The organism is Clostridium sp. FS41 (genome assembly GCF_000954015.1).
Lineage (GTDB): Bacteria > Bacillota > Clostridia > Lachnospirales > Lachnospiraceae > Enterocloster > Enterocloster citroniae.
The window spans coordinates 1-25,738 of the sequence record NZ_JYHN01000054.1; the positions used below are offsets into that span (position 1 = coordinate 1).

The following is a 25,738-nucleotide window of genomic DNA, read 5'->3' on the forward strand; positions in this document are numbered from 1 at the left end:
GGGGGGGGGGGGGGAGCGCATTGTTGTAGCCATCTATTATAAGACCCACAATATCTATTCCCTTTTTCCCGCAAAGGGATATCTGATAAAAACAGACACTATGCCCCCTTCCCGGAGGCCTATAGCAGGGCCTTGGGAAACAACGGGTATCAAGGCCCGGACCTTGCTCAAGAACATACTAATTGCACAAACTGCATAAATCACTTCCAAAATCGGTTTGTTCATTATTGACAAATATACTAAAATAAAATCACACAAATTGATTGGGAGGTACAAGAAATGCAGAAAAGATGGGGCGGAAATTTGTTAAAGCGTGTAATGGCAGTGACATTGGCGGCATCCATGGCAGTTTCTCTGGCAGCCTGTGGCGGCGGGGGAGCCGCGGCGAAGACGTCAGAGGCGGGAAGTGCTCCAGAAGATAACAAGGAGCAGGCGGCCGCGGCTTCGTCCGAAGCCCCCACGGCGGAAGCGGGGCGGAGGACAACGGCTGACTCGGACGGGCGCTACGAAAAGGTGACGGTTGCGCTTTCCAGTGATCCTCAGGACCTTGCGCCGTATACATGGGCCGGGGATCACAGCAAACAGTATATTTACTACAATATTTACGAGGCGCTCTTTGATTTCAGGGGAGGCGAGTATGTTTCGATCATGGCAAAGGAGTATGAGAACGTGGATGAGACCCACACCAGGGTGACGCTGTATGACAACATCTACGATGCAGCCGGCAACCAGATCAAGGCCCAGGACGTGGTTTTTTCCGTTGGGCTGATCGTGGATTCGGGAAATGCAGTAAAATATGATATCTTTGACAGTGTAAAGGCAGTCGATGACTATACTGTGGAGTATACATGGACAGGTCCTGTTAAGCAGGTGGGAGCTTTGGAGTGGCCGTGGTGCCGCACCATGATCGTTTCGCAGAAATCCTACGAGGAGATCGGAGGCTTTGCGGACAAGCCTGTCGGCACTGGTCCGTACACGGTCAGCGAGTATGTATCCGGTTCCCATCTGACCCTGGTGGCCAATGACAAATACTGGCAGTCTGAAGAACTTAGAGACGCGAACCACAAGGCAAATGTACAGACCATTGAGTATGATATTATTGCCGAGGCGTCCCAGCATGTCATTGCTCTCAGTACGGACCAGATCCAGTATTCACAGGCAGTTCCTGCAGAGAACCTGGCCGACTTTGCAGAGGGAGGGCAGTATGCGGACCGTTACGGTGTGTTTGTAACCCAGGGATCTGAGATGTACGTACTGATTCCCAACTGTACGGAAGGCGGTCTTATGAGCGATGTCAACCTGAGAAAGGCCATTTTCTATGCACTGGACAACAATGCGATCGCGGCAGCTACCGGCACATGTATTGCGGCCAAGGCGTTCGGAACCCCGTTCTTTGACGATTACGATCCGGCATGGGAGAACACGGAGACATACATGAATACATATGACCTGGAGAAGGCCAAGGAATATCTGGGCAAGTCCGGCTATAACGGGGAAACCATCTCCCTGGAAGGATTTAACCGGGAAGACTTAAAGAGCATCATGACCATGATCCAGGCCCTGCTTTTACAGGCCGGAATCAATGTGGAGATCAATTCCAAGGAAAGCGCGCTGGTGCAGTCCGATGTGAATAATCCAAAAGCCTGGGATCTGCTGCTGTGGAATCCCGGCGGCGGCACACAGGTGGGAGAGTGGAACCGGCCCATCAATTACAATGAGTTCGGAACCGGTTTCAATATGGCATTTTTACATGATGATACACTGCAGGAGCTGTTTGAGACAGCCAACACGGCAGAGGGACACAACAAGGAAAACATGGCCAAGGTCCATGATTACATTGTGGAGAACGCGTATTATCATGCGCTGTGCATGCCGAAGATGAACGCGGTGTACAGCAAAGAGTTTGCAAACCTGGTGTACCGCGAGAGTGAATTCCTTCTTCCGGGAGCATGCGACTATTATTTGGATTAACCTGTAAAAATCGGAGTGAATCATATGGGAAAATATATATTAAAGAGACTGCTCTGGATGATCGTAATTGTGCTTGGAACGGCATTTATCATATTTACTATCCTGTATTTTACCCCCGGCGACCCTGCTGTTGTGATCGCCGGAGGAAATGCCTCCGCGTCCGATATCGCTCTCATGCGGACAAAGATGGGGATCGACCGGCCGTATCCGGCACAGCTGGGAAGCTATTTCTACAATACATTTATCCGGATGGATTTCGGGAATTCCTGGGTTTACGACAAACCTGTTTACCAGGAAATGCTGGTGCGCCTGCCGCGTACCATCCTGATCGGCGTCAGCGCCATGGTGCTGAACCTGGGACTGGGCCTGTATCTTGGGATCTTTGCGGCGACCCACGAGGGCAGATGGCAGGATTCCCTGACCATGGCCATTGCCATGATTTTCATCTCCTGCCCGGATTTCTGGGTGGCTCTGATGATGATCCTTCTGTTCTCGGCAAAGCTGGGCTGGCTTCCCTCCTACGGAATCGGAGGCCCCCAGTATTATGTAATGCCTATCATATGCAGCGCCCTGGGCGGAATCGCGGTCAATGCGCGCCAGACCAGGGCCAGTATGCTGGGGGTATTCCGCGAGGATTACATTACCACGGCAAGGGCCAAGGGCCAGCATGAGAAAATGGTCGTTTTAAAGCACATGCTTCCCAATGCGCTGATGCCCATCATCACATCCATCGGCGCCGGGTTTGCAAGAATCGTGGCCGGGTCCGCTGTGATAGAAAGCGTGTTTTCCGTTCCCGGCGTGGGACTTTATATGCTGAATGCGATCAACATGCGGGATTTTCCGGTAGTCAGGGCCTGCGTACTGTTCTTTGCGGTCTTCACAGCCCTGGTTATGCTGGCGGTGGACCTGATTTATGCACTCATTGACCCGAGAATCAAGGCTCAGTATTCGGGCGTGAAAAAGAGAAAGGCGGTCAAGGCATGAAAATGAATCAAACAGGCGAATCATCACTTTTTGCAGAGACATTTACAAGAATCTGGAAAAATAAGGGTTCCAGGGTGGGAATGGTCCTGCTGGCCCTCATTGTCCTGTCATGTGCAGCCGCATCCATGATCGCGCCTTACGGCGTAAATGAAATGGATCTGGCGGGTATGTTTGGGACGCCGTCCCTTAAGCATATATTCGGGACAGACGCAATGGGACGCGACCTGTTCAGCCGCCTTCTCTACGGGGGAAGGTATTCCCTGGCCCTGGGAATCTGCGCCGCAGTGTTCAGCGCGGTGCTGGGATGCCTGATCGGCTGTATCGCCGGATATTTCGGCGGCAGGACGGAGACTCTGATCATGCGTTTTCTGGACATCTGGTCCAGCCTTCCGAGTATGCTGTTGTGCATCCTCATTTCAGCTGTGCTGGGCGCGGGATTCTTCCATACGGTGCTGGCCCTGGCCATTGGAAATGTGCCCATTGACGTGCGCCTGATCCGGGGGCAGATTCTCTCGGAGCGCTCCAAGGATTACCTGGAGGCGGCCCAGTCCATCAACTGTTCCCATCTAAGCATTATGTTCCGCCACATCCTGCCAAACGTGGTATCCCCGGTGATCGTGGACGCCACCATGAATATCGGCATGAACATCACCATGGCGGCGGCCCTGTCCTACATCGGCCTGGGAGTCCAGCCGCCCACGCCGGAATGGGGCGCCATGCTGGCGGATGCCAGAACCCATATACTGAATTACCCGCATTTGATCATGTTCCCCGGAATTGTCATTGCGCTTACCGTGCTGGCTATCAATCTGATCGGTGACGGACTGCGCGATGCCATGGACCCGAAGCTTCGCAGTTGAAAGGAGTGTTTAAGAAAATGGATGAAACTACACAGAAATTTCTTTCGGTGCGGGACCTGGAGGTGATCTACACATCCGGCAGGAAGACGGTCCATGCGGTTAACGGCATTTCCTTTGATATGGATAAGGGGGAGACGCTGGCCCTGGTGGGTGAGACGGGAGCCGGCAAGACGACCATTGCCAAGGCGATCCTTGGAATCCTGCCCAATCCGCCGGCCAGGCTGAAGCAGGGGCGGATTATTCTGGAAGGCGAGGACCTGCTCAAAAAGCCGGCGGAGGAAATGCTGAAAATCCGCGGCGGGAAGATCGCCATGATCTTCCAGGACCCCATGACGGCTCTCAACCCCATTATGGCGGTGGGGGAGCAGATCGTGGAGGGACTGCTGCTGCACAACGACTATACCAGGAAGGAAGCGGAGGAGGAGGCCGGGAAAATGCTGGAGCTGGTGGGGATTCCGGCGGAGCGGTTTGCCGAATACCCCTTTGAGTTCTCCGGCGGTATGAAACAGCGCGTGGTGATTGCCATGGCTCTGGCCTGCAGCCCGGACCTGCTGCTTGCGGATGAACCGACCACGGCCCTGGACGTGACCATCCAGGCCCAGGTGCTGGACCTCATCAAGGACTTAAAGGTTAAATACAACACCTCCATGCTGCTGATCACCCATGACCTGGGCGTGGTGGCCGAGACCAGCGACCGGGTGGCCGTGATCTATGCAGGGGAGATACTGGAATACGGCAGCAGGGAAGACATTTTCCTGCATCCGTCCCACCCGTACACCGTTGGCCTGTTTCACTCCCTGCCCGGCATGAACAGCCAGGCCAGGCGGCTAAAGCCCATTACCGGTTCGCCGCCGGACCCCACCGACCTGCCGGAGGGCTGTGCGTTTGCACCGCGCTGTCCCCATGCAAAGGGCGGATGCAGCAAGGGGAAAATCGAATTCAGAGAAATTGCACCCGGCCATTTTTGCAGATGCGGTCTCAAACAAAAGGAGGATTAGTATATGCCGTCCCTGATCGAAGTGAAACATTTGAAAAAATACTTCAAAGTGCCTGCGGGAATCAATCACGCGGTGGATGACGTGTCATTTTCAATTGAAAAAGGAGAGACCCTGGGCGTGGTGGGAGAGTCGGGGTGTGGGAAATCCACCCTTGGACGCACCCTCATCCGTCTGCAGGAGGCCACGGAAGGTGAGATTCTGTTAAACGGAACGGACATCACCCATGTCCGGGGAGGGGAACTGAGAACGGTACGGGAACAGATGCAGATCGTGTTCCAGGACCCGTACTCAAGCCTGAACCCGCGGATGCGGATCGAATCCACCATCATGGAGCCGCTGAAACGCTCGGGAAGGTTCCGTTCCAGGTCGGAGCTGCGGGATGAGGCCAGCCGCCTGATGGACCTGGTGGGGGTGGATGAGCGCCTGCGCCGTTCCTATCCCCATGAGCTGGACGGAGGACGCCGCCAGAGGGTGGGAATCGCCCGGGCCCTGGCGCTGAATCCCGAATTTATCGTCTGTGACGAGCCGGTCAGCGCCCTGGACGTATCCATCCAGGCACAGGTGCTGAACCTGCTGATGGACCTTCAGGAGAAAAGCGGCGCTGCCTATATGTTTGTCACACACGACCTGTCCGTGGTACGCCATATTTCGGACAATATCTGCGTGATGTACCTGGGACAGCTGGTGGAGAAGGCGCCCAGCGCTGAATTGTTTGCACATACCCTGCATCCATATACAAAAGCGCTGCTGTCCGCCATTCCGTCCACCGATATCCTGCATCCCATGAAGCGGCTTCCGCTAAAAGGGGAGATCACCTCGCCCATTAACCCCAAGCCGGGCTGCCGGTTCTATTCCAGATGCCCCTATGCGGCCGAGGCGTGCAGACAGCCCCAGGAGCTGACCGAGGTATCGGGCCGCCATTTTGTGTCCTGCTGCCGCGTGTCGGAGATCAATGGGTAAAGAGAAAAGAAGTAAAGAGAGGAATTATTATGTCGGATAATTATAAAATCGCATTTGTACCGCTTCCGGACCGGGTGCCGGGCCTGCTCTATGAGCCGGATCTTCTGGGCAGGAAAAGCAAGATCGGTATCGTGCTGATGCACTCGGATGAGAGCTATCTGGGTTTTCTGCCCGCGCCGGAGCTGGCAAAGAGGGGATACCGTGTTCTGACCGCGGTGGTTGCGGATGACAAATCCACGCTGGACGACAAGATGCTGGACGTAAAGCGGGCGGTGGATTTCCTGAAGTCGTATCCGGGCATTGAGAAGGTGCTGCTGTTGGGACACAGCGGGGGCGCTACCCTGATGAGCGCTTACCAGTGCGTGGCGGAGAATGGGGCAAAGGTCTTTCAGGGACCGGAAAAGCTGATTCCCTGCGGCCTGGCTGAGGAGCTGACCGCGGCGGACGGCGTCATGTTCCTGGATTCCAATTTTGGAAACGGAGCAATGACCCTGTTCAGCCTGGATCCTGCAATCGAGGAAGAATTCAATGGAACCAGGCGCAATCCAAAGCTGGATCTTTTTAACATGGATCATGGGTTTCACCCGGACGGTTCCAATTACAGCGAGACATTCAAGCGGGAATTCTACCGCGCCCAAGGCGCCAGGGGCAACCGGCTGATCGGCCATGCGCTGCTCCGTCTTAAGGAGATCGGGGAGGGCCGGGGAAACTATCTGGATGATGAACCCATGGTGATTCCGGGGGCCAACCAGATTGCGCCCAATAACAAGCTGTTTCCCCAGGATTTGAGTCTGCTGTCCCACACAAAGAAGGAATGGCCTCTGCTGCACGGGGACGGAAGTATCACCCTTCAGGTGGTGCCAAGCGTCCGGGTATCGCGTCCCGGACAGCAGAATACGGGTTCCCTGCGAAGCGGAGCCGTTATGACCACGGTGAAAACATTTCTCCGGTCCCAGGCGGTCAGGACCACAGAGGAATTCCATGTGGGTGAGGACGGAGTGTACGGAGTTGACTGGGATTCGTCCTACTGCTGCCCTCCGGGCAATGTGACGGGAATCCATGTTCCCATGCTTGCCGTGGGCATGACCGGCAGCTATGAATACCTTGCATCCGAGGTGATCTATGAGCGGGCCGGGAGCACGGATAAGACCCTGGGCTTTATGGAAGGCGCCGGGCATAACTTTACGCCGGCTTACGAGGCGGAGAGCTATCCGGGACAGTTCGGCGATACGGTGAAGGTGCTGTTTGATTTTGTGGACTCGTGGATTGACCAGAACGGGCGGTTTATCTAAAGCATTATTAAATATGCTTCGGAACGCCGGACAGATGGAGAGGAATATGTATACATTAAAAGGACGTACGGCAGTGATTGCCGGGGCCACGGGCCATGTGGGGGCCGGGGCCGTGCACATGCTGACAGAGGCAGGAATGAACGTGGTTATGGTGACCCACAACATGGAGGATGCCAGGCGGCTGATCGCCGAGGTAGAACATCATCCGGGAACCTGTATTGCCCTGAGCAATGAAAATGGGGACGGAGCGGTCTACGGGGAGGTGTGCCAAAGATTCGGTTCCGTGGATGTGATTATCCCCAACCAGGGCGCGCCGGCCCGCTTAAAAGGGCTTTCCGATATCACGGAGCAGGAGCTGGACCAGAAACTTCACCACCAGATTACAGGCAGCTTTACCATGGTGCAGAAAGCACTCCCCTATCTGGCAAAGAGCCGGGCGGGCCGCATCATCCTGATGGCGGGCATCAGCGCGGAGAACGGGATGCAGGAGGAAGGGCTGCCCGACTGTGCGGCCAGAGGCGGAGTGATTTCCATGACGCGGTATCTCGCCCAGGCCCTGGCCGGGCAGGGGATTACGGTCAACTGTATTGCGAAGGGCGGCATGGAAAACGACCACCCCGTGGAGTGGGAGGATGAGCTGGACAATAAAACGCTGATTCCAAGGATTCCCGCAGGGCGCAACGGAACGCCCCGGGACTTTGGAGCGGCCGTGTGTTATCTGGCCAGCGAGGAGGCCGGGTTTATGACCGGGCAGGTGCTGCGGTTAAACGGCGGGATGTATATGGGGTGAAAGGCCAAAAGGATTCAATGGAAAAGAGCCTGCACATCACAGGCTCTCAAAAATTTTAACCAGCTGCTGCTGGGGAGCGGTCAGCTTTTTGCCGGGCAGGTAGGCCAGGCTGATGGTGGTGGTAATGGCAGGCAGGATGTCCACCACTGCAATCTCCGAATGGTTGGCGGACATGACGGGCCGTTTGGTGAGAAGGCCCACGCCCATGCCCTTGCTGACCAGGCCGATGATGTTGTCCACCCGGTTGCTGGTAAATGCTATGTGGGGTTCAAATCCCGCGCTGCGGCACTCGCGGACACAGAGGGAATACATGAAAGTGTCCCGGCCCAGGAGCAGGAAAGAGTCGCGGTAAAGCTGCTTTAATTCAATGTGGTCCTTTACTGCCAGGGGATGGCCGGCCGGCATCAGGGCCGCCAGCGTATCCTGGGTGATGGGGATTTTGCAAAACGCGCTGGAAGCATCATCGGATTCACGGATCACTGCAAAATCAATCTCCTCATCGCGCAGCATCTGGATCAGCTTCAGGGAATCCGCTTCCTGGATATCCAGCATAAAATTCCGGTTCTCCTGCTGGAACCGCGCCAGGATATCCGTGATCTGGTACTGGGCCATCACAGGTATGGCTCCGATCCGGATCGTGCCGCGTTCCCGGTTCAGTTCATTGCAGAATGTGGTGGTATATTCCTTCTGAAGCTGAGAGATCTGCCGGGCATAGGGCATGAACAGATTCCCGTATTTATTAAGCTCAATGTGTCTGGTGGAGCGGTCAAACAGGAGGACGCCCAGGTCGGCTTCCAGCTTCTGGATATGCCTGGTAAGGGATGACTGCGTAAGAAAAAGCTTATCGGCGGCTTCCATATAATTGCCGGTATCGGCCAGAACAACAAATTCGTGAATGTAATCAATATCCATTAATATTCTCCCCTGATGTAATAATACCTTCCAGAAGTATTATAAGGTTTTCTGCGGGAAACCGCAAGTACTCCCGGCGGAACACGCTCTAAAACTAAGTATGAAGAAAAAGAGGTATCGGACATGGTAATAGATGCAAACGTATATTGGTTCCCGGAGCAGGTTTTCAAAGATGACAAACTGCTTTCCCTGTTCCTGGCGGACATTCCCCGGGCTTACGGGACCGCGGGCCGGGTTCTTGACAGGGACAAAAGAAAAGAGATTGTCATCGAACGCCCGGCAGGCTGTCCCGGAGTGAATTATGCAGAGGGAGATTATGAGCTGGAAAAGCAGCTGCATGACATGGACCTGGCGGGAATCGACAAAGGGGTTATGAAGGTGCCATGCTGCCATGAATGGCTGGGACTTTCTATGGCAAAGCTTTTTAACGATGGGATGGCGGATTATGCCCGCCGCAGCAACGGACGCCTCATTCCGCTGGCAGTCATACCTCCGTTCGGCGGGCAGGCGGCTTTTGCGGAGCTGGAACGCTGCCACAGAGAGCTGGGGATGAGGGGGGTACAGATGAGCGCCCACTACGGGAACCTATATCTGGATGACGAGGCGTTTGCCCCTCTGTTTGAAAAGCTGGAAGAGTACCGGATGACCGTCTACGTGCACCACACCCCGGTGCCGGTGGACCATGGTTCCCTGCTCGCCTACAACAACCTGCGCAGGTCCTATGGACGCTGTGTGGATCAGATGACGGCTGTGTGCAGGGAAATGATGAGCGGCATGTTTGAGCGCTATCCCCATGTCAGGATGGTACATTCCATGCTGGGCGGCGGCTTCTTTGCATTCAAGGAAATGATGGTTCCCACAAGGTCTGCGGGAGCGGACCAGGTCAAACGGTTTGACGATAACGGGGAGCAGCTGGCCCGGTATCTTTCCGAAAATATATTTTTCGAGACCAGCCACGCCCAGCCGTGGGGCAGGGAATCGCTGGAATGTGCGGTCCGGGTGCTGGGCTCCGACCATATCATCTACGGTTCCTCCTATCCCGTGCGGACGGAATGGCTGACAGAGGGAGCCGGTTTCGTGAGAGGGATGGATCTTTCAGGGGATGATAAGGAAAATATTCTATGGAGAAATGCATCGCGCTTGTATGGGATTGAGGTTTCTTAGAGCGTGTTTATGGGATAGGGAATGGATAGGCGGCAGTGCTGCAGGAGCGGAAAAGTCCGGTTTTGCGGTGCTGTTGTTTTTTGTGTGAAAAGAGATGCCGGATATGCTTGCCGACTGCCTGAACGTTTTCCCTATGAAAAAATGATGCAGGAATCTTTTATTCTCTTGTTTGCCGGTCCATCTAATGATAAAATGTTTTTGAGGTGATAAATTGTCATTCCATAAAGATGAATAGCGGTCCCGGAAAGCCCAGAGAGGAGAAAGCGTATGAAAACCAAACGAGGAAAGGACAGATTCATTGCGCTTGCTCTCAGCAATATTGCAATCGCTGTTTTTGTATTGATCCTTTGCGTGGGCTATTCCCAAAATGTACGAAGTGATAAAGAAAGGGCGGCTCGGGATGCGTTTACTGCTGCCGTGGAATCCACCGCCCAACTATCTTATGGGTATATGAGCAGCCTGCAGAATGAGTGTGACAGCTGGGCTGCCTACATAGAGAACCATGGGTATTCGGCGGAAGAAGCCGTTGAATATCTGAAGGAAGTTAATATAAATAGTGATGTTTCTGTACACATATTATATTATGATACATTGTCCGGTTTATCTACCGGTTCCGGAAACAATGGGAACAAGGTTGATTACTCCCAGGTGGCAGAGTCATTTACATACATACTTCCTTTAATGATAAACGGAACCAGGGGAGAGGGAACTGTCTACATATCCTCCGCGTATATTAATCCGGTGGATGGGATCAATAGTATTGGATTTTGCAGCTTGCTGACTGTCAGAGATGACAGAGGAGGAGATGCAAAAGCCATACTTGTAAAAACGATTCCTGTCAATGTGCTCCATTCCCAGTGGCTTTTCCCAGGTGCCTACCGCGAGGCGGAGGTTTCCCTGATAGACATAAATGGACGGTATATCATTCAGTCCGGTTCCATGAGCGGTGATACCTTCTGGACATTTATTAAACAAAACAATGGTCTTTCCTATGTGGATATAGGCCGATTCCAAAGCTCCTTCCAGAAAGAAGACAAGTGCCTGGTGGAACTGAAGGATCAGGCCGGTGAAGATGCGTATTATGTCAGCAGCCAGATAGAGAACACACTAAACTGCACGTTTGTAGGTTATATCCAGTCCAAAGCGCTGGTTGACATAGGGTTTGACTGGCATATGCTTTTTTATGTAACCATCGGCTTTCTCCTTCTCCTGCTGCTGGATGGAAGCCATATCATGTCCATTAACAGGCAGCTTAAAAAGAGCGTGGAGGAGACGCAGAATGCCAACATGGCAAAAACCAGGTTTCTCTCCTCCATGTCCCATGATATCCGTACGCCGATGAATGCCATCATTGGGATGACCGCGATTGCAAGAAAAAATATTGATGATCCCCCGCAGGTACTGGGATGCCTTGAAAAGATCACGTTGGCCAGCAACCATTTACTTACTCTGGTCAATGACGTGTTGGATATTTCAATCGTTGAATCAGGAAAAATGACCCTCCACCCGGTAGTGTTTTCCCTTGCTGAATCGGGTACAAATCTTGTGAACATCGTAAGGCCCCAGATCAAGGAAAAGGGATTGATGTTTGAGGTCCGCCTGCACCATATAACATATGAATACCTGTATGCGGATGAACTTCGGATCAACCAGATATTCATCAACCTTTTGTCCAACGCGGTAAAGTATACAGATCCAGGGGGAAAAGTCGTCTTAACACTTGCGCAGACACGTTTGCCTGAAGACAGCGGCAAAGTGATCCTGACCTATACGGTTCAGGATACCGGGATCGGCATGACCCGGGAATTTATGAGTGATATGTACCGGAACTTTACCCGCGCGGTGGATACCCGTATTGATAAGGTACAGGGTTCCGGCCTCGGACTTGCCATTACCAAGCAGCTGACTGATCTTATGGGCGGCACCATTGACTGTGAAAGTGAGATTGGAAAAGGAACTAAATTCACTGTCACTCTGACACTTCCAATTGCTGAAACCACCACGGATGATTTAGTATTGCCGCCCCTTAAGCTGCTGCTTGTGGATGATGATGAAGTGTTCCTTGAAACCGCGGAGGATACCCTGGTATCTATGGGGGTAACGGTTGATAAGGCAGACAATGGGCGGACGGCAGTTGAAATGGCCGCAGCAAGGCATGAAGCCGGCCAGGGATATAGGGTTGTGCTTGTTGACTTTAAGATGCCGGATATGGGCGGTATTGAGACTGCGGCAGCCATTCGGGCCAAGGTTGGAGATGAAGCTCTGATCATTATCATCAGTGCATATGACTGGACGGAGATAGAAGATGCAGCTAAGGCGGCAGGGGTTCATGCTTTTATCAATAAACCGATGTTTAAGTCTGTGATCTATGATAAAATGAACGAGTTCCTGCATTTTTCTAAGGTTGAAACCGCATCCGCGGATGAAGACGCAGGCGGACTGCAGGGGCTGAGGCTTCTGGTTGCAGAGGACAATGACTTAAACTGGGAGATTATAGAGGAAATGCTGAAATACTACGATATCAGTACCGTCAGGGCAGAGAATGGACAGATCTGTGTAGAACTTTTATGTGATTCCGAAGCAGATACGTATGACGCGGTTCTGATGGATATCCAGATGCCTGTTATGAACGGCCGTGATGCCTCCAGGGCCATTCGGGCTCTCCCTGATAAGGTAAAACGAAATATTCCCATCATTGCCATGACTGCGGATGCTTTTGCTGAGGATATACAGGCTTGTCTGGAAGCAGGAATGAATGGCCATGCTGCAAAGCCAATTGATATGAAAAAGCTTTTCGGAGAACTTAAAGACGCAGGGCTTGCCAATAAAAGGAGAGGTGAAGTCGGATGAAAAGAGGATTATCCGTTCTGATGGGGTCAGTGCTTGCTGCTTCCCTGGTTACTGTTTCTCTGCTTACTGTTTCTCTGCTTACTGTCTCCCTGCTTACCGGATGCCGGGAGAGCAGGGAGAAGGGCAGTGAGGACACGGATGTACTGTATCATTCTTATTATTCAGAACCATATGTGACATTAGATCCAAGTACGGAGCAGTCTAACGGTGTGAAAATACTTCACAATGTATATGAAACCCTGACCCGCTACAATGACCGGACCGATGAGGTTGAACCATTGCTTGCCACCAATTGGATATCCAATGAAGATGGCACCCAGTGGGTTTTCCGGCTGAGAGAGGATGTCACCTTTCATGATGGAGAAAAAATGAATGCAGAAGCAGTCAAAAAATCCATTGACAGGACCATTAATCTTGGCAAGGGGGCCGCTTACATCTGGAACAGCGTGGATTCCATTGAAGTAACCGGAGAGTACGAAGTAACATTCCATCTCAGCTACAGTGCGTCAATCCCCCTCATTGCGTCAGCAGGCTATGCTGCCTATATCATGAGCCCCAATGTTCTTGATAAAGATGTGGAATGGTTTAATGATGGGAATGACGGTGGAAGCGGTCCTTATACCATTTCCACAGCTTCGGCAAGGGCAGTCACTCTGGCAGCCTATGAAGGCTATCGCGGCGGCTGGGAGGACAACCAGTATCAATACGTTTATATACAGGAGGTTCCTGATTCCGGTACCCGCCGAGAACTGCTTGAAAAAGGTGAATCCCAGCTTGCCTCAGATTTTTCAATTGAAGATTTAAAGGCATTGGGGGAGGATGATAAGTTTTCCGTTCTCCATGCCAATACATTTACCAATGTGATCCTGATGTTAAACACAAAGAGCGCTCCCTGTAACAACAAAGATTTTCGGAAAGCATTGGCATATGCGTTTCCATATGAAGAAACAGTGGATGAGGTTTTGGCAGGATACGGCGCGCGGTCTCATGGTATGATTCCTGCCGGCCTTTGGGGACATAGCGATGATCTGATGCGCTATGATTGTGACCTGGAAAAGGCAGGAGAATACGTTAAAAGGTCCGGCCTCACAGATGTTACGGTGACGGTTTCTTACATGAGGAGCAATACGTCTTACAGTAAGATGCTGGAGATCTACAAGGATAATCTTGCACGCATAGGAGTGACGCTGAAGCTTCTTGGCATGGACTGGGATGCCCAGAGGGCGCTGGCAGGGAGCGCGGACCCGGATGACTGCCAGGATATCATGTTAATGCAGTGGTGGCCTGATTATGCGGATCCTGCCAGCTGGTTTTCAGCGCTGCTTGTAAATGCCAGGGATTCTGTTGGCTACAATTTCTGCTATTTGGATGACCGGATATTTGAGTCTGTGAATAAAGAAGCGGTGGAGCTGACAGCAACGGACAGGGATGCCGCGAAAAGGCTGTATATACAGATGCAGGAAACCATAATGGACGAATGCTATATGATCTTTGCATATGATATGATGCAGAATTATGTTATAAGCAATAGGATCAGCGGCGTTTATGAGAATCCGGCGTATCAGACTTGTGTGTATTACTATGATATTTCAAAGAACTAATAAAATATGGGTTTGAACGGGCCGGCATCCGGGAAATATGCAAGGACGCCCATGTGACCAATGGAGCCTTCTATCATCATTTTGATGATAAGGAGGCGTTGTTCGGCGCTTTGGCAGAACCAGTGGTGGCGGCTGTTTCCGAAATCTACTCTGTATCTGTAAAAAGGCATTTTGAAAAGGCAAGAACTGATGAACTGAAGCAGAAATGATCTGGAGGAAGACGAATGGCAGGCAAACTGTTTTTGGGGATTTAATCCCTATTTTTTTAAATAATGGTTAGCGAATACTAACCAAATGCATGAATTAAAAGTAACAGTTCGGGATGGCGGGAAAATAGCTGTAAATGCAGGCGTTAAGCATGCTTATAAGTCCGTTTTTGCACCAATTTTCACATCGGATATCCTGAACAGTTACAATCCCAGACCGGTCTGAGTGAAAAAGTCCGGGTTTAAACTTCTGATATGATTTCCCAACTGCAGACGCAGCGCTGGATCGGCCAAGTAACCAGCAACAATGTACTGGTTCCAAAGGACGAGGCAGAAATGATTTTCTGTGAAGGACTCAACGCATTTCTCACCGAAAGCCTTACGCAGGAATTGCTAAAAAAGGCGGCTTCTTAAAGAGGTTCTTAAAGAGCTTACGTGAAATGTATTGCTTAATACCGATTTATCATCTATAATTATGCATGGTGTTGAATTGTTTTGTTTTGTCCGAAAATTTAAAGTTGTCGTAAAAGGGACAAAAACCTCTTGAAAAGCCGGTGTTTTCAGCCGAAATGGGAGCATAAAAAGTGGAATTTTTAGTTTTTTTCAATGCCTGAAACAGAAAAAAACAAGCACAAGATTTTGTGCAATACTACCAAAATAAGGACGATATTTTATGAGAAAATTAGCGTTACCTGATGAAATATTACTAAGTATCCAGCAACCTGCCCGATACATTGGCGGGGAGGTAAACATGACAAATAAGGACGCATCCAAGGTGGACATCCGCTTTGCCATGTGTTTTCCGGACGTCTACGAGATCGGAATGTCCCATCTGGGCATCCAGATCCTATACTCCATGTTTAACAAACGGGATGATATTTACTGTGAGCGTGTCTATTCGCCCTGGATGGATCTGGACCCTGTGCTCAGGGAAAAGCACATTCCGCTTTTTACCCTGGAGACCCAGGAGCCGGTGAAAAATTTTGATTTTCTGGGCATTACCCTGCAGTATGAGATGTGTTACACCAATGTGCTGCAAATACTGGACCTGTCCGGGATCCCTCTTCACGCATGTGACAGAACTGAGGAAGATCCCATTGTTGTGGGAGGAGGCCCCTGTGCTTATAATCCGGAACCGCTGGCGGACTTCTTCGATATCTTTTATATAGGAGAAGGCGAGACGGTCTATTTTGATCTGATGGACCGGTATAAGGAGAACAAAAAGGCCGGCGGCGGCAGACGCAGGTTCTTGGAGCTGGCGGCAGAGATACCCGGTATCTATGTGCCGGCATTTTATGATGTTACGTACAAAGAGGATGGGACCATTGAAAGCTTTCTTCCCAACAACAGCCATGCCATGCCCGTGATCACAAAGCAGGTGGTCAGGAACATGGATGACGTGGGATATATTGAAACACCCCTTGTTCCATTTATGAAGGTGACCCAGGACCGGGTGGTGCTGGAAATCCAGCGGGGATGTATCCGGGGCTGCCGTTTCTGCCAGGCCGGTGATGTGTACAGGCCCCTGAGGGAGCACAGCCTGGAATACCTGAAAAAGTATGCGCGGGACATGCTAAAGAGCACGGGTAATGATGAGATTTCCCTGAGTTCTTTAAGCTCCAGTGATTACAGCCAGCTGGAAGGGCTGGTGAATTTCCTTATTGATGAGTTCAAGGGCAAGGGGGTCAACATTTCCCTGCCGTCCCTGAGGATTGATGCATTTTCACTGGATGTTATGAGCAAGGTCCAGGATATTAAAAAGAGCAGCCTGACCTTTGCGCCGGAAGCCGGTTCCCAGCGCTTAAGGGATGTGATCAACAAGGGCCTGACAGAGGAAACCATCTTAAAAGGCGCAAAGGACGCCTTTGAGGCCGGATGGAACCGGGTGAAGCTGTACTTTATGCTGGGGCTTCCCACAGAAACCGTGGAGGACATGGAGGGGATCGCTCTTCTCTCAGAAAAAATAGCGGAAGAATACTATGAGATACCCAAGGATCAAAGAAACGGAAAGGTACAGATCGTGGCAAGCTCCTCCTTCTTTGTTCCAAAGCCCTTCACACCGTTCCAGTGGGCCAGGATGTGCACCAAAGAGGAGTTTATCCAGCGGGCCAATATTGTACGCGGCAAGTTCAGGGAAATGAGAAATTATAAGAGCCTGAAATATAACTGGCATGAGGCGGAGCTGACCGTTTTGGAAGGTGTGCTGGCCAGAGGCGACCGCCGTGTGGGCGCGGTGATCGAGGAGGCTTACAGGACCGGTGCGATCTATGATTCCTGGTCCGAGTATTTTAACAATGACATCTGGATGAAAGCGTTTGAGACCTGCAACGTGGATATTGGATTTTACACCACCAGGGAGCGCAGCCTGGAGGAGGTGTTCCCTTGGGATTTCATCAATGCGGGAGTGACCAAAGAGTTCCTGATCCGCGAGTGGAACACGGCTGTGAAGGAACAGGTAACGCCAAACTGCCGCCAAACATGTTCTGGCTGCGGTGCCAGGTATTTTGGCACCGGTGTGTGCTATGAAACGGTAAAGGAATAGAGTATATGAAAATTCGGATAAAATTCAAAAAATATGGAACCATGAAATTCATTGGTCATCTGGATGTGATGCGGTATTTCCAAAAAGCGATCCGCCGTTCAGATGTGGAAATCTGTTACAGCGGGGGATTCAGTCCTCACCAGATCATGTCTTTTGCAGCACCCCTGGGAGTTGGAATCACAAGCAATGGGGAGTATGTGGATATAGAAGTGTCCGGCACAGAGGATTCCAGGACCATGATCAACCGGCTGAACCAGGTGATGTCGGAAGGGTTTGAGATCATCAGCTTCAGGGAACTTCCGGACACGGCCGGCAATGCCATGTCCATAGTGGCTGCCGCCGATTACACCGTAGCCTTCAGGCCCGGATACGAGCCAAAGGATATGAGCGTGGAGGAGTGGTTTGGCGGACTGCTGGCTTTTTATGAGCAGCCGGAAGTGGTGGTAACGAAAAAGACCAAACGGGGACAGGCGGAACTGGATATCAAACCCCTGATCTATGACCTGAGACTGACCCGGGGAGAGGATGGGAACACGGCGCTGTTTATGAAGATCTCAACGGGCAGTTCATCTAACTTAAAGCCTGAACTGGTATTGGATGCGTATTACGGCCATCTCGGTCAGGAGCGGACCGCATTTGCTTTCCTGATACAGAGGGAAGAGGTCTATGCGGACCTTGGGGATACGGACCAAAAGGAAAAAGGAAACCACACATTTATACCGCTGGAAGAGCTGGGACAGGAAATATTGTAATGGATAAACTGATCGTAACACAGTGGAGGGGAAAGGTCTGTACGGCTGTTTCCTCAAAGAGCGGGATCACCCAGATCATGATGGAACCGGAGGATTCCTCCTCTTTGCTTAACAATATCTATATTGGAAAGGTCCAGAAGGTGGTGGGCAATATCAATGCCGCATTTGTGGACATCGGAGACGGCAGGACCGGTTATTACAGCCTGGATGAGAATAAGGAACATATCTTTGTCTCACAATCCACCGGAAAGCTGAAGGCCGGAGACGAGATCGTGGTCCAGGTGAGCCGGGATGCGGTGAAGACCAAAGCGCCTGTCCTTACAGGAAAGCTGGCATTTACCGGAAGGTACTGTGTCCTGACAGTTGGAAAAACAGGGGTTGGCTTTTCTGCCAAAATAGGGGATAATGGATATAAGGCCAGGATCAAGGCAGTGTTAAAAGAAGTGCTTTCCGGGGAAGAGGAGAGTTTTGGCGTTATTGTGCGGACCAATGGGGCCGGCGTGGCGGACGAAGTGCTCCTAAAGGAATATGAACACTTGAAAGGCCTGTATTGCAAACTGGCTGCCGAGGCGTCCTGCAGGACCTGTTACAGCTGTATCTACAGGGCAGTACCCGGATATATCAGCGCGATCAGGGATTCCTACAGCGGTACCCTGGATGGGATCATTACGGACATACCGGAATATCACAGAGAGCTGAAGGCGTATCTGGAGCAGTATCAGGCCGAGGATGCGGGGAAGCTGTCGTTTTATGAGGACAAGCTGCTGCCACTGACCAAGCTGTACAGCATTGACACTGCAGTGGAACGCGCCCTTGGCAAACATGTATGGCTGAAATCCGGGGGATATCTGGTGATCGAACCCACGGAAGCCATGGTGGTGATCGATGTCAACACGGGCAAATACGCGGGAAAGAAAAATATGCGGGAAACCATATGCAGGATCAATATGGAGGCGGCAGAGGAGATCGGCCGCCAGCTCAGGCTGAGAAATCTCTCAGGGATCATTCTCATTGATTTCATTGACATGGAACAGGAGGAGGACCGGGAGATGCTGATGCGCCATCTGGGAGAAGTGGTCTCAAAGGATCCGGTAAAGACAACCGTAGTGGATATGACCAGGCTGAATCTTGTAGAGGTTACCAGGAAAAAGGTGAGGAAACCGCTTTACGAGCAGGTCCTTCCGCCTTCTGACAAAACACAATAAAACGGATCGCGTTAGAATATCACATAAGAATATCACATAAGGGAGTTAAAGGGGAAGGAAATGAAGATTATAATTGTTGGCTGCGGCAAGGTGGGAACCACCCTGGCCGAGCAGCTGAACAGGGAGCATCACGATATCACTTTGATCGACTCAGACGGCGAGGCGCTGCAAGCAGTGGCTGACAGCATTGACGTCATGTGCGTCACGGGAAATGGAGCCGTATACCAGGTCCAGATGGAGGCCGGGATCAAGGAGGCGGATCTTCTGATCGCCACCACCAATTCCGATGAGCTGAACATGCTCTGCTGCCTGATTGCCAAAAAGGCAGGTAACTGCCACACCATTGCCCGTATCCGCAACCCTGAATACTCGGCAGAGATCAATTATATCCGTGAGGAACTGAACTTGTCCCTGGCCATTAATCCGGAACTTGCGGCTGCAAGGGAGATTGCCAGGCTGCTGCGTTTCCCCAGCGCGATCAAGATCGAGCCGTTCGCAAAGGGAAGGATCGAGCTGCTTAAATTCCAGATCCCAAAGGGCTCCTGTCTGGACCAGATGAAGGTTTTGGAAGTGGTGAGCAAGCTAAAGAGCAATGTGCTGATCTGCGCGGTTGAGCGCGGTGAGGACGTGGTGATCCCGGATGGTAATTTTGTAATGCTGGGAGGGGACAAGATCTCCTTTATCGCGCCCCATTCGGACTCTGCCGAATTCTTCCGCAAGGCCGGTATTGAGAATAATACGGTGAACTCAGCCATGTTTGTGGGCGGGGGAAGACTTACGGTGTATCTGGCCAAGGCGTTGACCGGGGCCAAGATCAAGATAAAGATTATTGAGAGGGATGAGGAACGGTGCAGGCTCTTAAGTGAACTGCTTCCGGAAGCCATGATCATTCACGGGGATGGCTCCGACCAGCAGCTCCTTTTGGAGGAGGGGATCCGCCAGACAGAGGCATTTGCATCCCTGACCGGTTTTGACGAGGAAAATATCATGCTCTCCCTGTACGCGGCCAGCCAGTCCCGGGCAAAGCTGATCACAAAGGTCAATAAGATCGCCTTTGAAAATGTGATCAATTCCCTGAACCTGGGAAGTGTGATCTATCCCAAGATGCTGACCGCGGATATCATTCTCCAGTATGTCCGCGCCATGCAGAATTCCATGGGAAGTAACATAGAGACACTTTACAAGATCGTTGCGGACAAGGCCGAGGCCCTGGAATTCAGGGTGAGGGAGCACTCGCCGGCAGTGGGGATCCCGCTGGAAACACTGAAACTTAAGAGCAATCTGCTGGTTGCCTGTATTAGCAGGAATGGAAAGTTTATCACGCCCCGCGGCAAGGATGTGATCCAGATTGGTGACTCGGTCATCATTGTGACCACACACACAGGGCTTAATGACTTAAAGGACATTTTGGGATAAGGCGGGCAGGATATGAATCGGAGTATCATTATTTATATGCTGGGCTGGATCATGAATATTGAAGCCCTGTTTATGCTGCTGCCTGTTCTGACAGCTGCTGTTTATAAAGAAAACATTGGTTATATCTACCTGGGGGTGGCCGTTGTGTGCGGCCTTCTGGGATTTGCATGGACCAGGAAGAAACCAAAGACAAAGATGTTTTTTGCCAGGGAGGGGTTTGTAACCGTTTCCCTGGGCTGGATCATCCTGAGCTTTTTCGGGTGCATGCCCTTTGTGATCAGCGGTGAGATCCCGCATATCATTGATGCCATGTTTGAGATCGTGTCCGGTTTTACCACCACGGGATCCAGCATTATCCCCAAAGTGGAGGAACTGTCCAAGGCATCCCTGATGTGGCGCAGCTTTTCCCACTGGATCGGGGGTATGGGGATCCTGGTATTTATCCTTGCCATCCTTCCCATGGCCGGGGATTACAACATGCATATCATGAGGGCGGAAAGCCCGGGGCCTTCCGTGGGAAAACTGGTGCCCAAAATAAGGATCACCGCCAAGCTGCTGTATACCATTTATTTCTGTATGACGGTAGTTATGGTCATATTGCTCCTTGTTGGGAAAATGCCTGTTTTTGACAGCATCTGCATGAGCTTTGGCGCCGCAGGTACAGGAGGATTTGCCTGCCGTAATTCAGGCCAGGCCGACTACACCGTCTACCAGCAGGGGGTCATTACCGTGTTCATGCTGCTGTTTGGCGTGAATTTTAATGTATATTACCTGATGCTGATCAGGAAACCAAAGGATGCGTTCCACTGTGAGGAATTGAGGGGATATCTGGCAATTGTAGCCATTGCCGTCCTGTTCATCACCATGAATATCCGCCACCTGTTCCCAACCCTGTTTATGGCTTTTCACCAGGCGGCTTTCCAGGTTTCCTCCATTATCACCACCACGGGATATTCCACCATTGATTATAACAGCTGGCCGGAGTTTTCCAAAGCCATTCTGCTGCTGATCATGTTTATTGGCGCCTGCGCGGGCAGTACCGGCGGCGGCATGAAGGTATCACGTATCATGATCGCCTTTAAGGAGATCAAAAAGGAGATGGCATCGGTGATCCATCCGCGCAGCGTGAAGGTGCTGAAGTTTGAGGGGAAACCATTGGAACACAATACCCTTCGTTCCCTCAATGCCTATATTATTGTATATTTTATGATATTTGCTATCTCCACCCTGATCGTAAGTCTGGACAACTATGACTTTATGACTTCCTTTTCAGCCGTGGCAGCTAATCTGAATAATATCGGGCCAGGCATGTCGGTGGTGGGACCTGCATCCAACTATTCCATGATGTCCTACCTGAGCAAGACCGTGCTTATTTTCGATATGCTGGCCGGAAGGCTGGAGCTGTTCCCCATGCTGGTGCTCCTGTCACCAGGCACCTGGAAACGCAATTGATGCCCGCCTGGCAGCGCCTGCGCCAGATGCAGTTTGGCATCCGGCATTTGATAAATAAAATGTGAAATGCCGGTGAACAATCTGTGACCTGGCTTGACGGCGGACTTTGAAAAATGATATGCTCTTTCTATCCATAACGAGCCCCTGCACTAAGTTCGTAAAAGACCTCACTAAGTGCCAGCGGCATGTATCGCACGTAAGCGCCTGAGAGGACAGGCGCCAAGTGCTCATAACGAGCCCCTGCACTAAGTTCGTGAGAGACCTCACTAAGTGCCAGCGGCATGTATCGCACGTAAGCGCCTGAGAGACAGGCGCCAAGTGCTCATAACGAGGAGGAACGGATATGAAGAGATTCACTTGTATCCTGGGCAGCGCCATATTGGCAGCTGCACTGAGCAGCCATACGGCGCTGGCGGAAAACCAGGACCGCGGACAGGAGACATACCAGACTGCTGAGGAAGGATATGGGAAAACGGACCAGGAGATTTACGGCCGGGGGAGCTACGTGATCGGAGTGGACATGCCGGCTGGGGAATATGCTGTTTTTACAGAGGACACATCGGAGAATCATGCATTTTCCTCCTGTACCTTTACCTTATATAAGAATGACAGGGACGAAAAAAAGATCGGTACGTTCCGTTTCCAGCACCACGGGCTGATCACCCTGTACAATGGTCAGCATCTGATCCTGAGCAGGGGATATGCGGTCCCGGCGGATCAGGCTGATATTTCGGCCGGAACCACAGGAATGTATAAGGCGGGCCGGGACATGGAGCCGGGAACTTACAGGCTCACGCCTCTTACATCAGATGGCGCCCATTATGCCCTGTATAATGATGTCCGGTATTACTATGATTATATGGATGACTACCAGACCTTTTTTGAGCCGGTGACCGTGACCCTGGAGGAAGGGCAGTATATCGAACTGATGGACGTCAGTTCTGTGGAGAAGATCGATTAAAAAATATTCAAAATAGTGGAAATTTCTGTTGACATCGGGAAATGGAAATGCTATTATAATCAAGTATGCCGCACAGCGAGGTTCTAAGATTCTGCCCATTTTCCTTGAGGAGAAGAGGCGTGAAACACCGCAGCTGGCGAGTAATGATTATAGGAGGTGCCTTTCATGTACGCGATTATTGCAACAGGCGGAAAGCAGTACAAAGTAGCAGAAGGCGATGTCATTAAGGTAGAGAGACTGGGCGCAGGCGCAGGCGAGACCGTAACTTTTGACCAGGTGCTGGTTGTGAACAACGGCGAACTGCAGATTGGATGCCCGACCGTTTCCGGAGCAACTGTTACAGCAACAGTTGAGAAGGAAGGTAAGGCTAAGAAAGTTATCGTTTACAAGTATAAGAGGAAAACTGGCTACCACAAGAAGAACGGCCACAGACAGCTTTATACCCAGGTTAAGATTGACAAGATCAACGCTTAATTGTAAATGAGATGATTAAAGCAACCGTATTAAAAGATTCCACGGATTCAGGCAATGTCATCTACAGAGGGATCATGATGGAGGGACATGCTGAGTATGCAGAGGAAGGTGAGGATATCATCTGCGCTGCAGTATCTGCATTAGCTCTGAACTTTTTCAACTCAGTGGAGACATTTACGGAAGATGAATTTGAAGGCGGGGCAGGACAGGAGAACATGCAGTTTGAGTTCCGCTTCACTTCAGAGATAAGTCCTGAATCAAAGCTCCTTATGAATTCTCTTATTCTGGGTCTTCGGAATATTGAGAAGGATTATGGGAAATCATATATTAATGTTAAGTATAAGGAGGTGTAAGACATGTTAAAGATGAACCTTCAGTTATTCGCTCATAAGAAAGGTGTTGGTTCTACCAAGAACGGTAGAGACTCTGAGGCCAAGAGACTTGGTGCCAAGAGGGCTGACGGACAGTTCGTGCTGGCTGGCAACATTCTGTACAGACAGCGCGGAACCCACATTCATCCTGGCAACAACGTAGGCAAGGGTGGCGATGATACCTTATTTGCTTTAGTAGACGGAGTTGTTAAGTTTGAAAGAAAGGGAAGAGACAGAAAGCAGGTTTCTGTTTACCCAAGGGCAATCAACGAATAATTTCGAAGGGCTCCATACTTAGCGTATGGAGTCCTTTTTTCTTCAACTGCGTTTTTGTTGAAGAACCACACCACAGGAGGTGCTATGTATGTTTGCCGATAGTGCAAAAGTATTTATTAAATCCGGCAAGGGCGGAGACGGCCATGTGTCGTTCAGGCGGGAGCTTTACGTCCCCAACGGCGGTCCTGACGGAGGTGACGGAGGCCGGGGCGGCGATGTCATTTTTCAGGTTGACAAAGGAAAGAATACCCTGGTGGATTTCCGCCATATCCGCAAGTATGTTGCAAGGGATGGCGAGGAAGGCGGCAAAAAGCGCTGTCACGGCGCGGATGCCGATGATCTGATCGTCAAGGTGCCTGAGGGGACCGTGATCAAGGATTTTGAATCCGGCAAGGTGATCGCGGATATGTCGGGTGACCATCAGCGTGAAGTGATCCTCAGAGGCGGCAGGGGCGGCCTTGGCAATATGCATTTTGCAACATCGACCATGCAGGTGCCCAAATATGCACAGCCCGGACAGCCGGGAGCAGAGCTGTGGGTACAGCTGGAGCTTAAAGTGATCGCGGATGTGGGACTGGTAGGATTTCCTAATGTTGGAAAGTCCACCCTGCTGTCCGTTGTCAGCAATGCAAAACCGGAAATTGCCAATTACCATTTCACCACATTAAATCCCCATTTGGGCGTGGTGGACCTGGGAGATGGGGCTGGCTTTGTTATGGCCGATATCCCGGGACTGATAGAGGGAGCTTCCGAGGGCGTGGGCCTGGGACATTCCTTCCTCAGGCACATTGAACGCACCAAGGTACTGGTCCATGTGGTGGACGGTGCATCCGTGGAGGGCCGTGATCCGCTGGAGGATATCCGTACTATCAACCGGGAACTGGAAGCGTATAATCCGGACCTGTTAAAGCGCCCCCAGGTGATTGCGGCCAACAAAATGGACGCATTTTACACGGAGGAGGAGGCAAGTGAACTTTTGGACAAACTGCGGGCAGAGTTTGAACCCCAGGGCATCCGGGTGTTTGCCATCTCGGCTGTGAGCAGACAGGGCGTGAAAGAACTGCTCTATTATATCAATGATCTGTTAAAGACCGTGGATGATGCGCCTGTCATATTTGAAAAGGAATTCGAGGTTGGGTATGAGGGCGACCGGAACCTGCCGTATACTGTTTCCAAGGCAGAAGACGGAGTCTACGTGGTAGAGGGCCCCAGGATCGAGAAAATGCTGGGATACACCAATCTGGATTCTGAAAAAGGCTTTGATTTCTTCCAGAAGTTCCTTAAGAGTACCGGGATCCTCAACGACCTGGAAAAAGCCGGCATTGAAGAAGGGGATACGGTCCGTATGTGCGGGCTGGAGTTTGATTACTATAAGTAAAAGGAGATAATATGACAAGTAAGCAGAGAGCATATCTCAAGGGATTGGCCATGAACATTGTTCCTGTATTCCAGATTGGGAAATCCAGCCTTACGCCTGAGATCACCCAGGCCGTGGATGAGGCCCTGGAAGCCAGAGAACTGATCAAGATCACTGTGCTGAAAAACTGCCTGGATGACGGCCGCTCCATTGCGGAGGTTTTGGCAGAGCGCACCCATTCCCAGGTGGTGCAGGTGATTGGAAGAAAGATCGTTCTTTACCGGCCGGCAAAGGATGAGACAAAGAGAAAAATCGTACTGCCTGAAAAATAAGGGAGAGGATTT

The 25,738-nt window shown here is 51.2% G+C and carries 23 protein-coding genes and 1 pseudogene; 23 read left to right on the plus strand and 1 reads right to left on the minus strand.

Annotation, left to right across the window (positions count from 1 at the left end; genetic code table 11):
- From CLFS41_RS30575 to CLFS41_RS09560, 8 genes are all read left to right on the plus strand, one after another.
- Positions 1–199 (plus strand): hypothetical protein (locus CLFS41_RS30575; protein WP_045092147.1); only part of this gene is annotated, 199 nt, incomplete at its 5' end.
- 80 nt (positions 200–279) lie between these two features.
- The gene (locus CLFS41_RS09530; RefSeq protein WP_045092148.1) at positions 280–1,971 is read left to right on the plus strand and encodes an ABC transporter substrate-binding protein; all 1,692 of its coding nucleotides are present in this window, start codon (positions 280–282) and stop codon (positions 1,969–1,971) included.
- Positions 1,972–1,995: 24 nt separating this feature from the next.
- Positions 1,996–2,955: an ABC transporter permease gene (locus tag CLFS41_RS09535; protein ID WP_045092149.1), complete on the plus strand. Its 960-nt coding sequence runs from the start codon at positions 1,996–1,998 to the stop codon at positions 2,953–2,955.
- Positions 2,952–3,815, plus strand: a complete 864-nt coding sequence (locus CLFS41_RS09540) for an ABC transporter permease (protein ID WP_007864462.1) — start codon at positions 2,952–2,954, stop codon at positions 3,813–3,815. Before CLFS41_RS09535 ends, CLFS41_RS09540 begins: the two co-directional genes overlap by 4 nt.
- Before the next feature lie 17 nt (positions 3,816–3,832).
- Positions 3,833–4,813, plus strand: coding sequence for an ABC transporter ATP-binding protein (locus CLFS41_RS09545; RefSeq protein WP_045092150.1), 981 nt, complete (start codon positions 3,833–3,835; stop codon positions 4,811–4,813).
- A gap of 3 nt (positions 4,814–4,816) precedes the next feature.
- Positions 4,817–5,773, plus strand: coding sequence for an ABC transporter ATP-binding protein (locus tag CLFS41_RS09550; protein ID WP_007864464.1), 957 nt, complete (start codon positions 4,817–4,819; stop codon positions 5,771–5,773).
- A 29-nt stretch (positions 5,774–5,802) separates the two neighbouring features.
- Positions 5,803–7,065 (plus strand): alpha/beta hydrolase, encoded by a 1,263-nt coding sequence (locus tag CLFS41_RS09555; protein WP_007864467.1) that lies wholly within the window; start codon positions 5,803–5,805, stop codon positions 7,063–7,065.
- Positions 7,066–7,111: 46 nt separating this feature from the next.
- Positions 7,112–7,855: an SDR family oxidoreductase gene (locus CLFS41_RS09560; protein ID WP_007864470.1), complete on the plus strand. Its 744-nt coding sequence runs from the start codon at positions 7,112–7,114 to the stop codon at positions 7,853–7,855.
- 36 nt (positions 7,856–7,891) lie between these two features.
- On the opposite strand, the gene CLFS41_RS09565 is transcribed toward CLFS41_RS09560, so the two are convergent.
- Entirely contained in the window at positions 7,892–8,767 is an 876-nt protein-coding gene (locus CLFS41_RS09565; protein WP_007864473.1) for a LysR family transcriptional regulator, read from the minus strand.
- 123 nt (positions 8,768–8,890) lie between these two features.
- On the opposite strand from CLFS41_RS09565, the gene CLFS41_RS09570 reads away from it, so the two are divergent.
- From CLFS41_RS09570 to yhbY, 15 genes and pseudogenes are all read left to right on the plus strand, one after another.
- Positions 8,891–9,931, plus strand: a complete 1,041-nt coding sequence (locus CLFS41_RS09570; protein ID WP_007864476.1) for an amidohydrolase family protein — start codon at positions 8,891–8,893, stop codon at positions 9,929–9,931.
- 267 nt (positions 9,932–10,198) lie between these two features.
- Complete coding sequence (locus CLFS41_RS09575; protein ID WP_045092151.1) at positions 10,199–12,781, plus strand: response regulator; 2,583 nt, start codon at positions 10,199–10,201, stop codon at positions 12,779–12,781.
- Positions 12,778–14,382 carry an ABC transporter substrate-binding protein gene (locus tag CLFS41_RS09580; RefSeq protein WP_045092152.1) on the plus strand — a complete coding sequence of 535 codons (1,605 nt, stop codon included), beginning with the start codon at positions 12,778–12,780 and terminating at the stop codon, positions 14,380–14,382. Before CLFS41_RS09575 ends, CLFS41_RS09580 begins: the two co-directional genes overlap by 4 nt.
- Positions 14,382–14,510 (plus strand): annotated as a pseudogene (locus CLFS41_RS31145) (helix-turn-helix domain-containing protein); the annotation flags it as partial. The gene CLFS41_RS09580 and the pseudogene CLFS41_RS31145, both read left to right, overlap by 1 nt.
- A gap of 751 nt (positions 14,511–15,261) precedes the next feature.
- The gene (locus CLFS41_RS09585; protein WP_045092153.1) at positions 15,262–17,130 is read left to right on the plus strand and encodes a TIGR03960 family B12-binding radical SAM protein; all 1,869 of its coding nucleotides are present in this window, start codon (positions 15,262–15,264) and stop codon (positions 17,128–17,130) included.
- A 5-nt stretch (positions 17,131–17,135) separates the two neighbouring features.
- A complete protein-coding gene (locus CLFS41_RS09590) occupies positions 17,136–17,882 on the plus strand; it encodes a TIGR03936 family radical SAM-associated protein (protein WP_007864487.1) in 747 nt (248 codons plus the stop codon).
- Entirely contained in the window at positions 17,882–19,087 is a 1,206-nt protein-coding gene (locus tag CLFS41_RS09595) for a ribonuclease E/G (protein ID WP_045092154.1), read from the plus strand. The genes CLFS41_RS09590 and CLFS41_RS09595 overlap by 1 nt, the downstream gene beginning before the upstream one ends.
- 60 nt (positions 19,088–19,147) lie before the next feature.
- Entirely contained in the window at positions 19,148–20,503 is a 1,356-nt protein-coding gene (gene trkA / locus CLFS41_RS09600) for a Trk system potassium transporter TrkA (RefSeq protein ID WP_007864492.1), read from the plus strand.
- Positions 20,504–20,515: 12 nt separating this feature from the next.
- Complete coding sequence (locus tag CLFS41_RS09605; protein WP_045092155.1) at positions 20,516–21,955, plus strand: TrkH family potassium uptake protein; 1,440 nt, start codon at positions 20,516–20,518, stop codon at positions 21,953–21,955.
- A gap of 343 nt (positions 21,956–22,298) precedes the next feature.
- Entirely contained in the window at positions 22,299–22,916 is a 618-nt protein-coding gene (locus tag CLFS41_RS09610) for a hypothetical protein (RefSeq protein WP_007864497.1), read from the plus strand.
- Positions 22,917–23,081: 165 nt separating this feature from the next.
- Positions 23,082–23,390: a 50S ribosomal protein L21 gene (gene rplU, locus CLFS41_RS09615; RefSeq protein ID WP_007864499.1), complete on the plus strand. Its 309-nt coding sequence runs from the start codon at positions 23,082–23,084 to the stop codon at positions 23,388–23,390.
- 11 nt (positions 23,391–23,401) lie between these two features.
- The gene (locus CLFS41_RS09620) at positions 23,402–23,743 is read left to right on the plus strand and encodes a ribosomal-processing cysteine protease Prp (protein ID WP_045092156.1); all 342 of its coding nucleotides are present in this window, start codon (positions 23,402–23,404) and stop codon (positions 23,741–23,743) included.
- Positions 23,744–23,746: 3 nt separating this feature from the next.
- Positions 23,747–24,037, plus strand: a complete 291-nt coding sequence (rpmA, locus tag CLFS41_RS09625; RefSeq protein ID WP_007864521.1) for a 50S ribosomal protein L27 — start codon at positions 23,747–23,749, stop codon at positions 24,035–24,037.
- A gap of 88 nt (positions 24,038–24,125) precedes the next feature.
- The gene (obgE, locus tag CLFS41_RS09630; protein ID WP_045092157.1) at positions 24,126–25,415 is read left to right on the plus strand and encodes a GTPase ObgE; all 1,290 of its coding nucleotides are present in this window, start codon (positions 24,126–24,128) and stop codon (positions 25,413–25,415) included.
- A gap of 11 nt (positions 25,416–25,426) precedes the next feature.
- Positions 25,427–25,726: a ribosome assembly RNA-binding protein YhbY gene (gene yhbY / locus CLFS41_RS09635; protein ID WP_007864524.1), complete on the plus strand. Its 300-nt coding sequence runs from the start codon at positions 25,427–25,429 to the stop codon at positions 25,724–25,726.
- Positions 25,727–25,738: the final 12 nt, after the last annotated feature.

Bases quoted from the DNA above. Each gene is read 5' to 3' on its own strand.
- CLFS41_RS09530 (WP_045092148.1), top strand. From the start codon at position 280: ATGCAGAAAAGATGGGGCGGAAATTTGTTAAAGCGTGTAATGGCAGTG.
- CLFS41_RS09535 (WP_045092149.1), top strand. From the start codon at position 1,996: ATGGGAAAATATATATTAAAGAGACTGCTCTGGATGATCGTAATTGTG.
- CLFS41_RS09540 (WP_007864462.1), top strand. From the start codon at position 2,952: ATGAAAATGAATCAAACAGGCGAATCATCACTTTTTGCAGAGACATTT.
- CLFS41_RS09545 (WP_045092150.1), top strand. From the start codon at position 3,833: ATGGATGAAACTACACAGAAATTTCTTTCGGTGCGGGACCTGGAGGTG.
- CLFS41_RS09550 (WP_007864464.1), top strand. From the start codon at position 4,817: ATGCCGTCCCTGATCGAAGTGAAACATTTGAAAAAATACTTCAAAGTG.
- CLFS41_RS09555 (WP_007864467.1), top strand. From the start codon at position 5,803: ATGTCGGATAATTATAAAATCGCATTTGTACCGCTTCCGGACCGGGTG.
- CLFS41_RS09560 (WP_007864470.1), top strand. From the start codon at position 7,112: ATGTATACATTAAAAGGACGTACGGCAGTGATTGCCGGGGCCACGGGC.
- CLFS41_RS09565 (WP_007864473.1), bottom strand. From the start codon at position 8,767: ATGGATATTGATTACATTCACGAATTTGTTGTTCTGGCCGATACCGGC.
- CLFS41_RS09570 (WP_007864476.1), top strand. From the start codon at position 8,891: ATGGTAATAGATGCAAACGTATATTGGTTCCCGGAGCAGGTTTTCAAA.
- CLFS41_RS09575 (WP_045092151.1), top strand. From the start codon at position 10,199: ATGAAAACCAAACGAGGAAAGGACAGATTCATTGCGCTTGCTCTCAGC.
- CLFS41_RS09580 (WP_045092152.1), top strand. From the start codon at position 12,778: ATGAAAAGAGGATTATCCGTTCTGATGGGGTCAGTGCTTGCTGCTTCC.
- CLFS41_RS09585 (WP_045092153.1), top strand. From the start codon at position 15,262: ATGAGAAAATTAGCGTTACCTGATGAAATATTACTAAGTATCCAGCAA.
- CLFS41_RS09590 (WP_007864487.1), top strand. From the start codon at position 17,136: ATGAAAATTCGGATAAAATTCAAAAAATATGGAACCATGAAATTCATT.
- CLFS41_RS09595 (WP_045092154.1), top strand. From the start codon at position 17,882: ATGGATAAACTGATCGTAACACAGTGGAGGGGAAAGGTCTGTACGGCT.
- trkA (WP_007864492.1), top strand. From the start codon at position 19,148: ATGAAGATTATAATTGTTGGCTGCGGCAAGGTGGGAACCACCCTGGCC.
- CLFS41_RS09605 (WP_045092155.1), top strand. From the start codon at position 20,516: ATGAATCGGAGTATCATTATTTATATGCTGGGCTGGATCATGAATATT.
- CLFS41_RS09610 (WP_007864497.1), top strand. From the start codon at position 22,299: ATGAAGAGATTCACTTGTATCCTGGGCAGCGCCATATTGGCAGCTGCA.
- rplU (WP_007864499.1), top strand. From the start codon at position 23,082: ATGTACGCGATTATTGCAACAGGCGGAAAGCAGTACAAAGTAGCAGAA.
- CLFS41_RS09620 (WP_045092156.1), top strand. From the start codon at position 23,402: ATGATTAAAGCAACCGTATTAAAAGATTCCACGGATTCAGGCAATGTC.
- rpmA (WP_007864521.1), top strand. From the start codon at position 23,747: ATGTTAAAGATGAACCTTCAGTTATTCGCTCATAAGAAAGGTGTTGGT.
- obgE (WP_045092157.1), top strand. From the start codon at position 24,126: ATGTTTGCCGATAGTGCAAAAGTATTTATTAAATCCGGCAAGGGCGGA.
- yhbY (WP_007864524.1), top strand. From the start codon at position 25,427: ATGACAAGTAAGCAGAGAGCATATCTCAAGGGATTGGCCATGAACATT.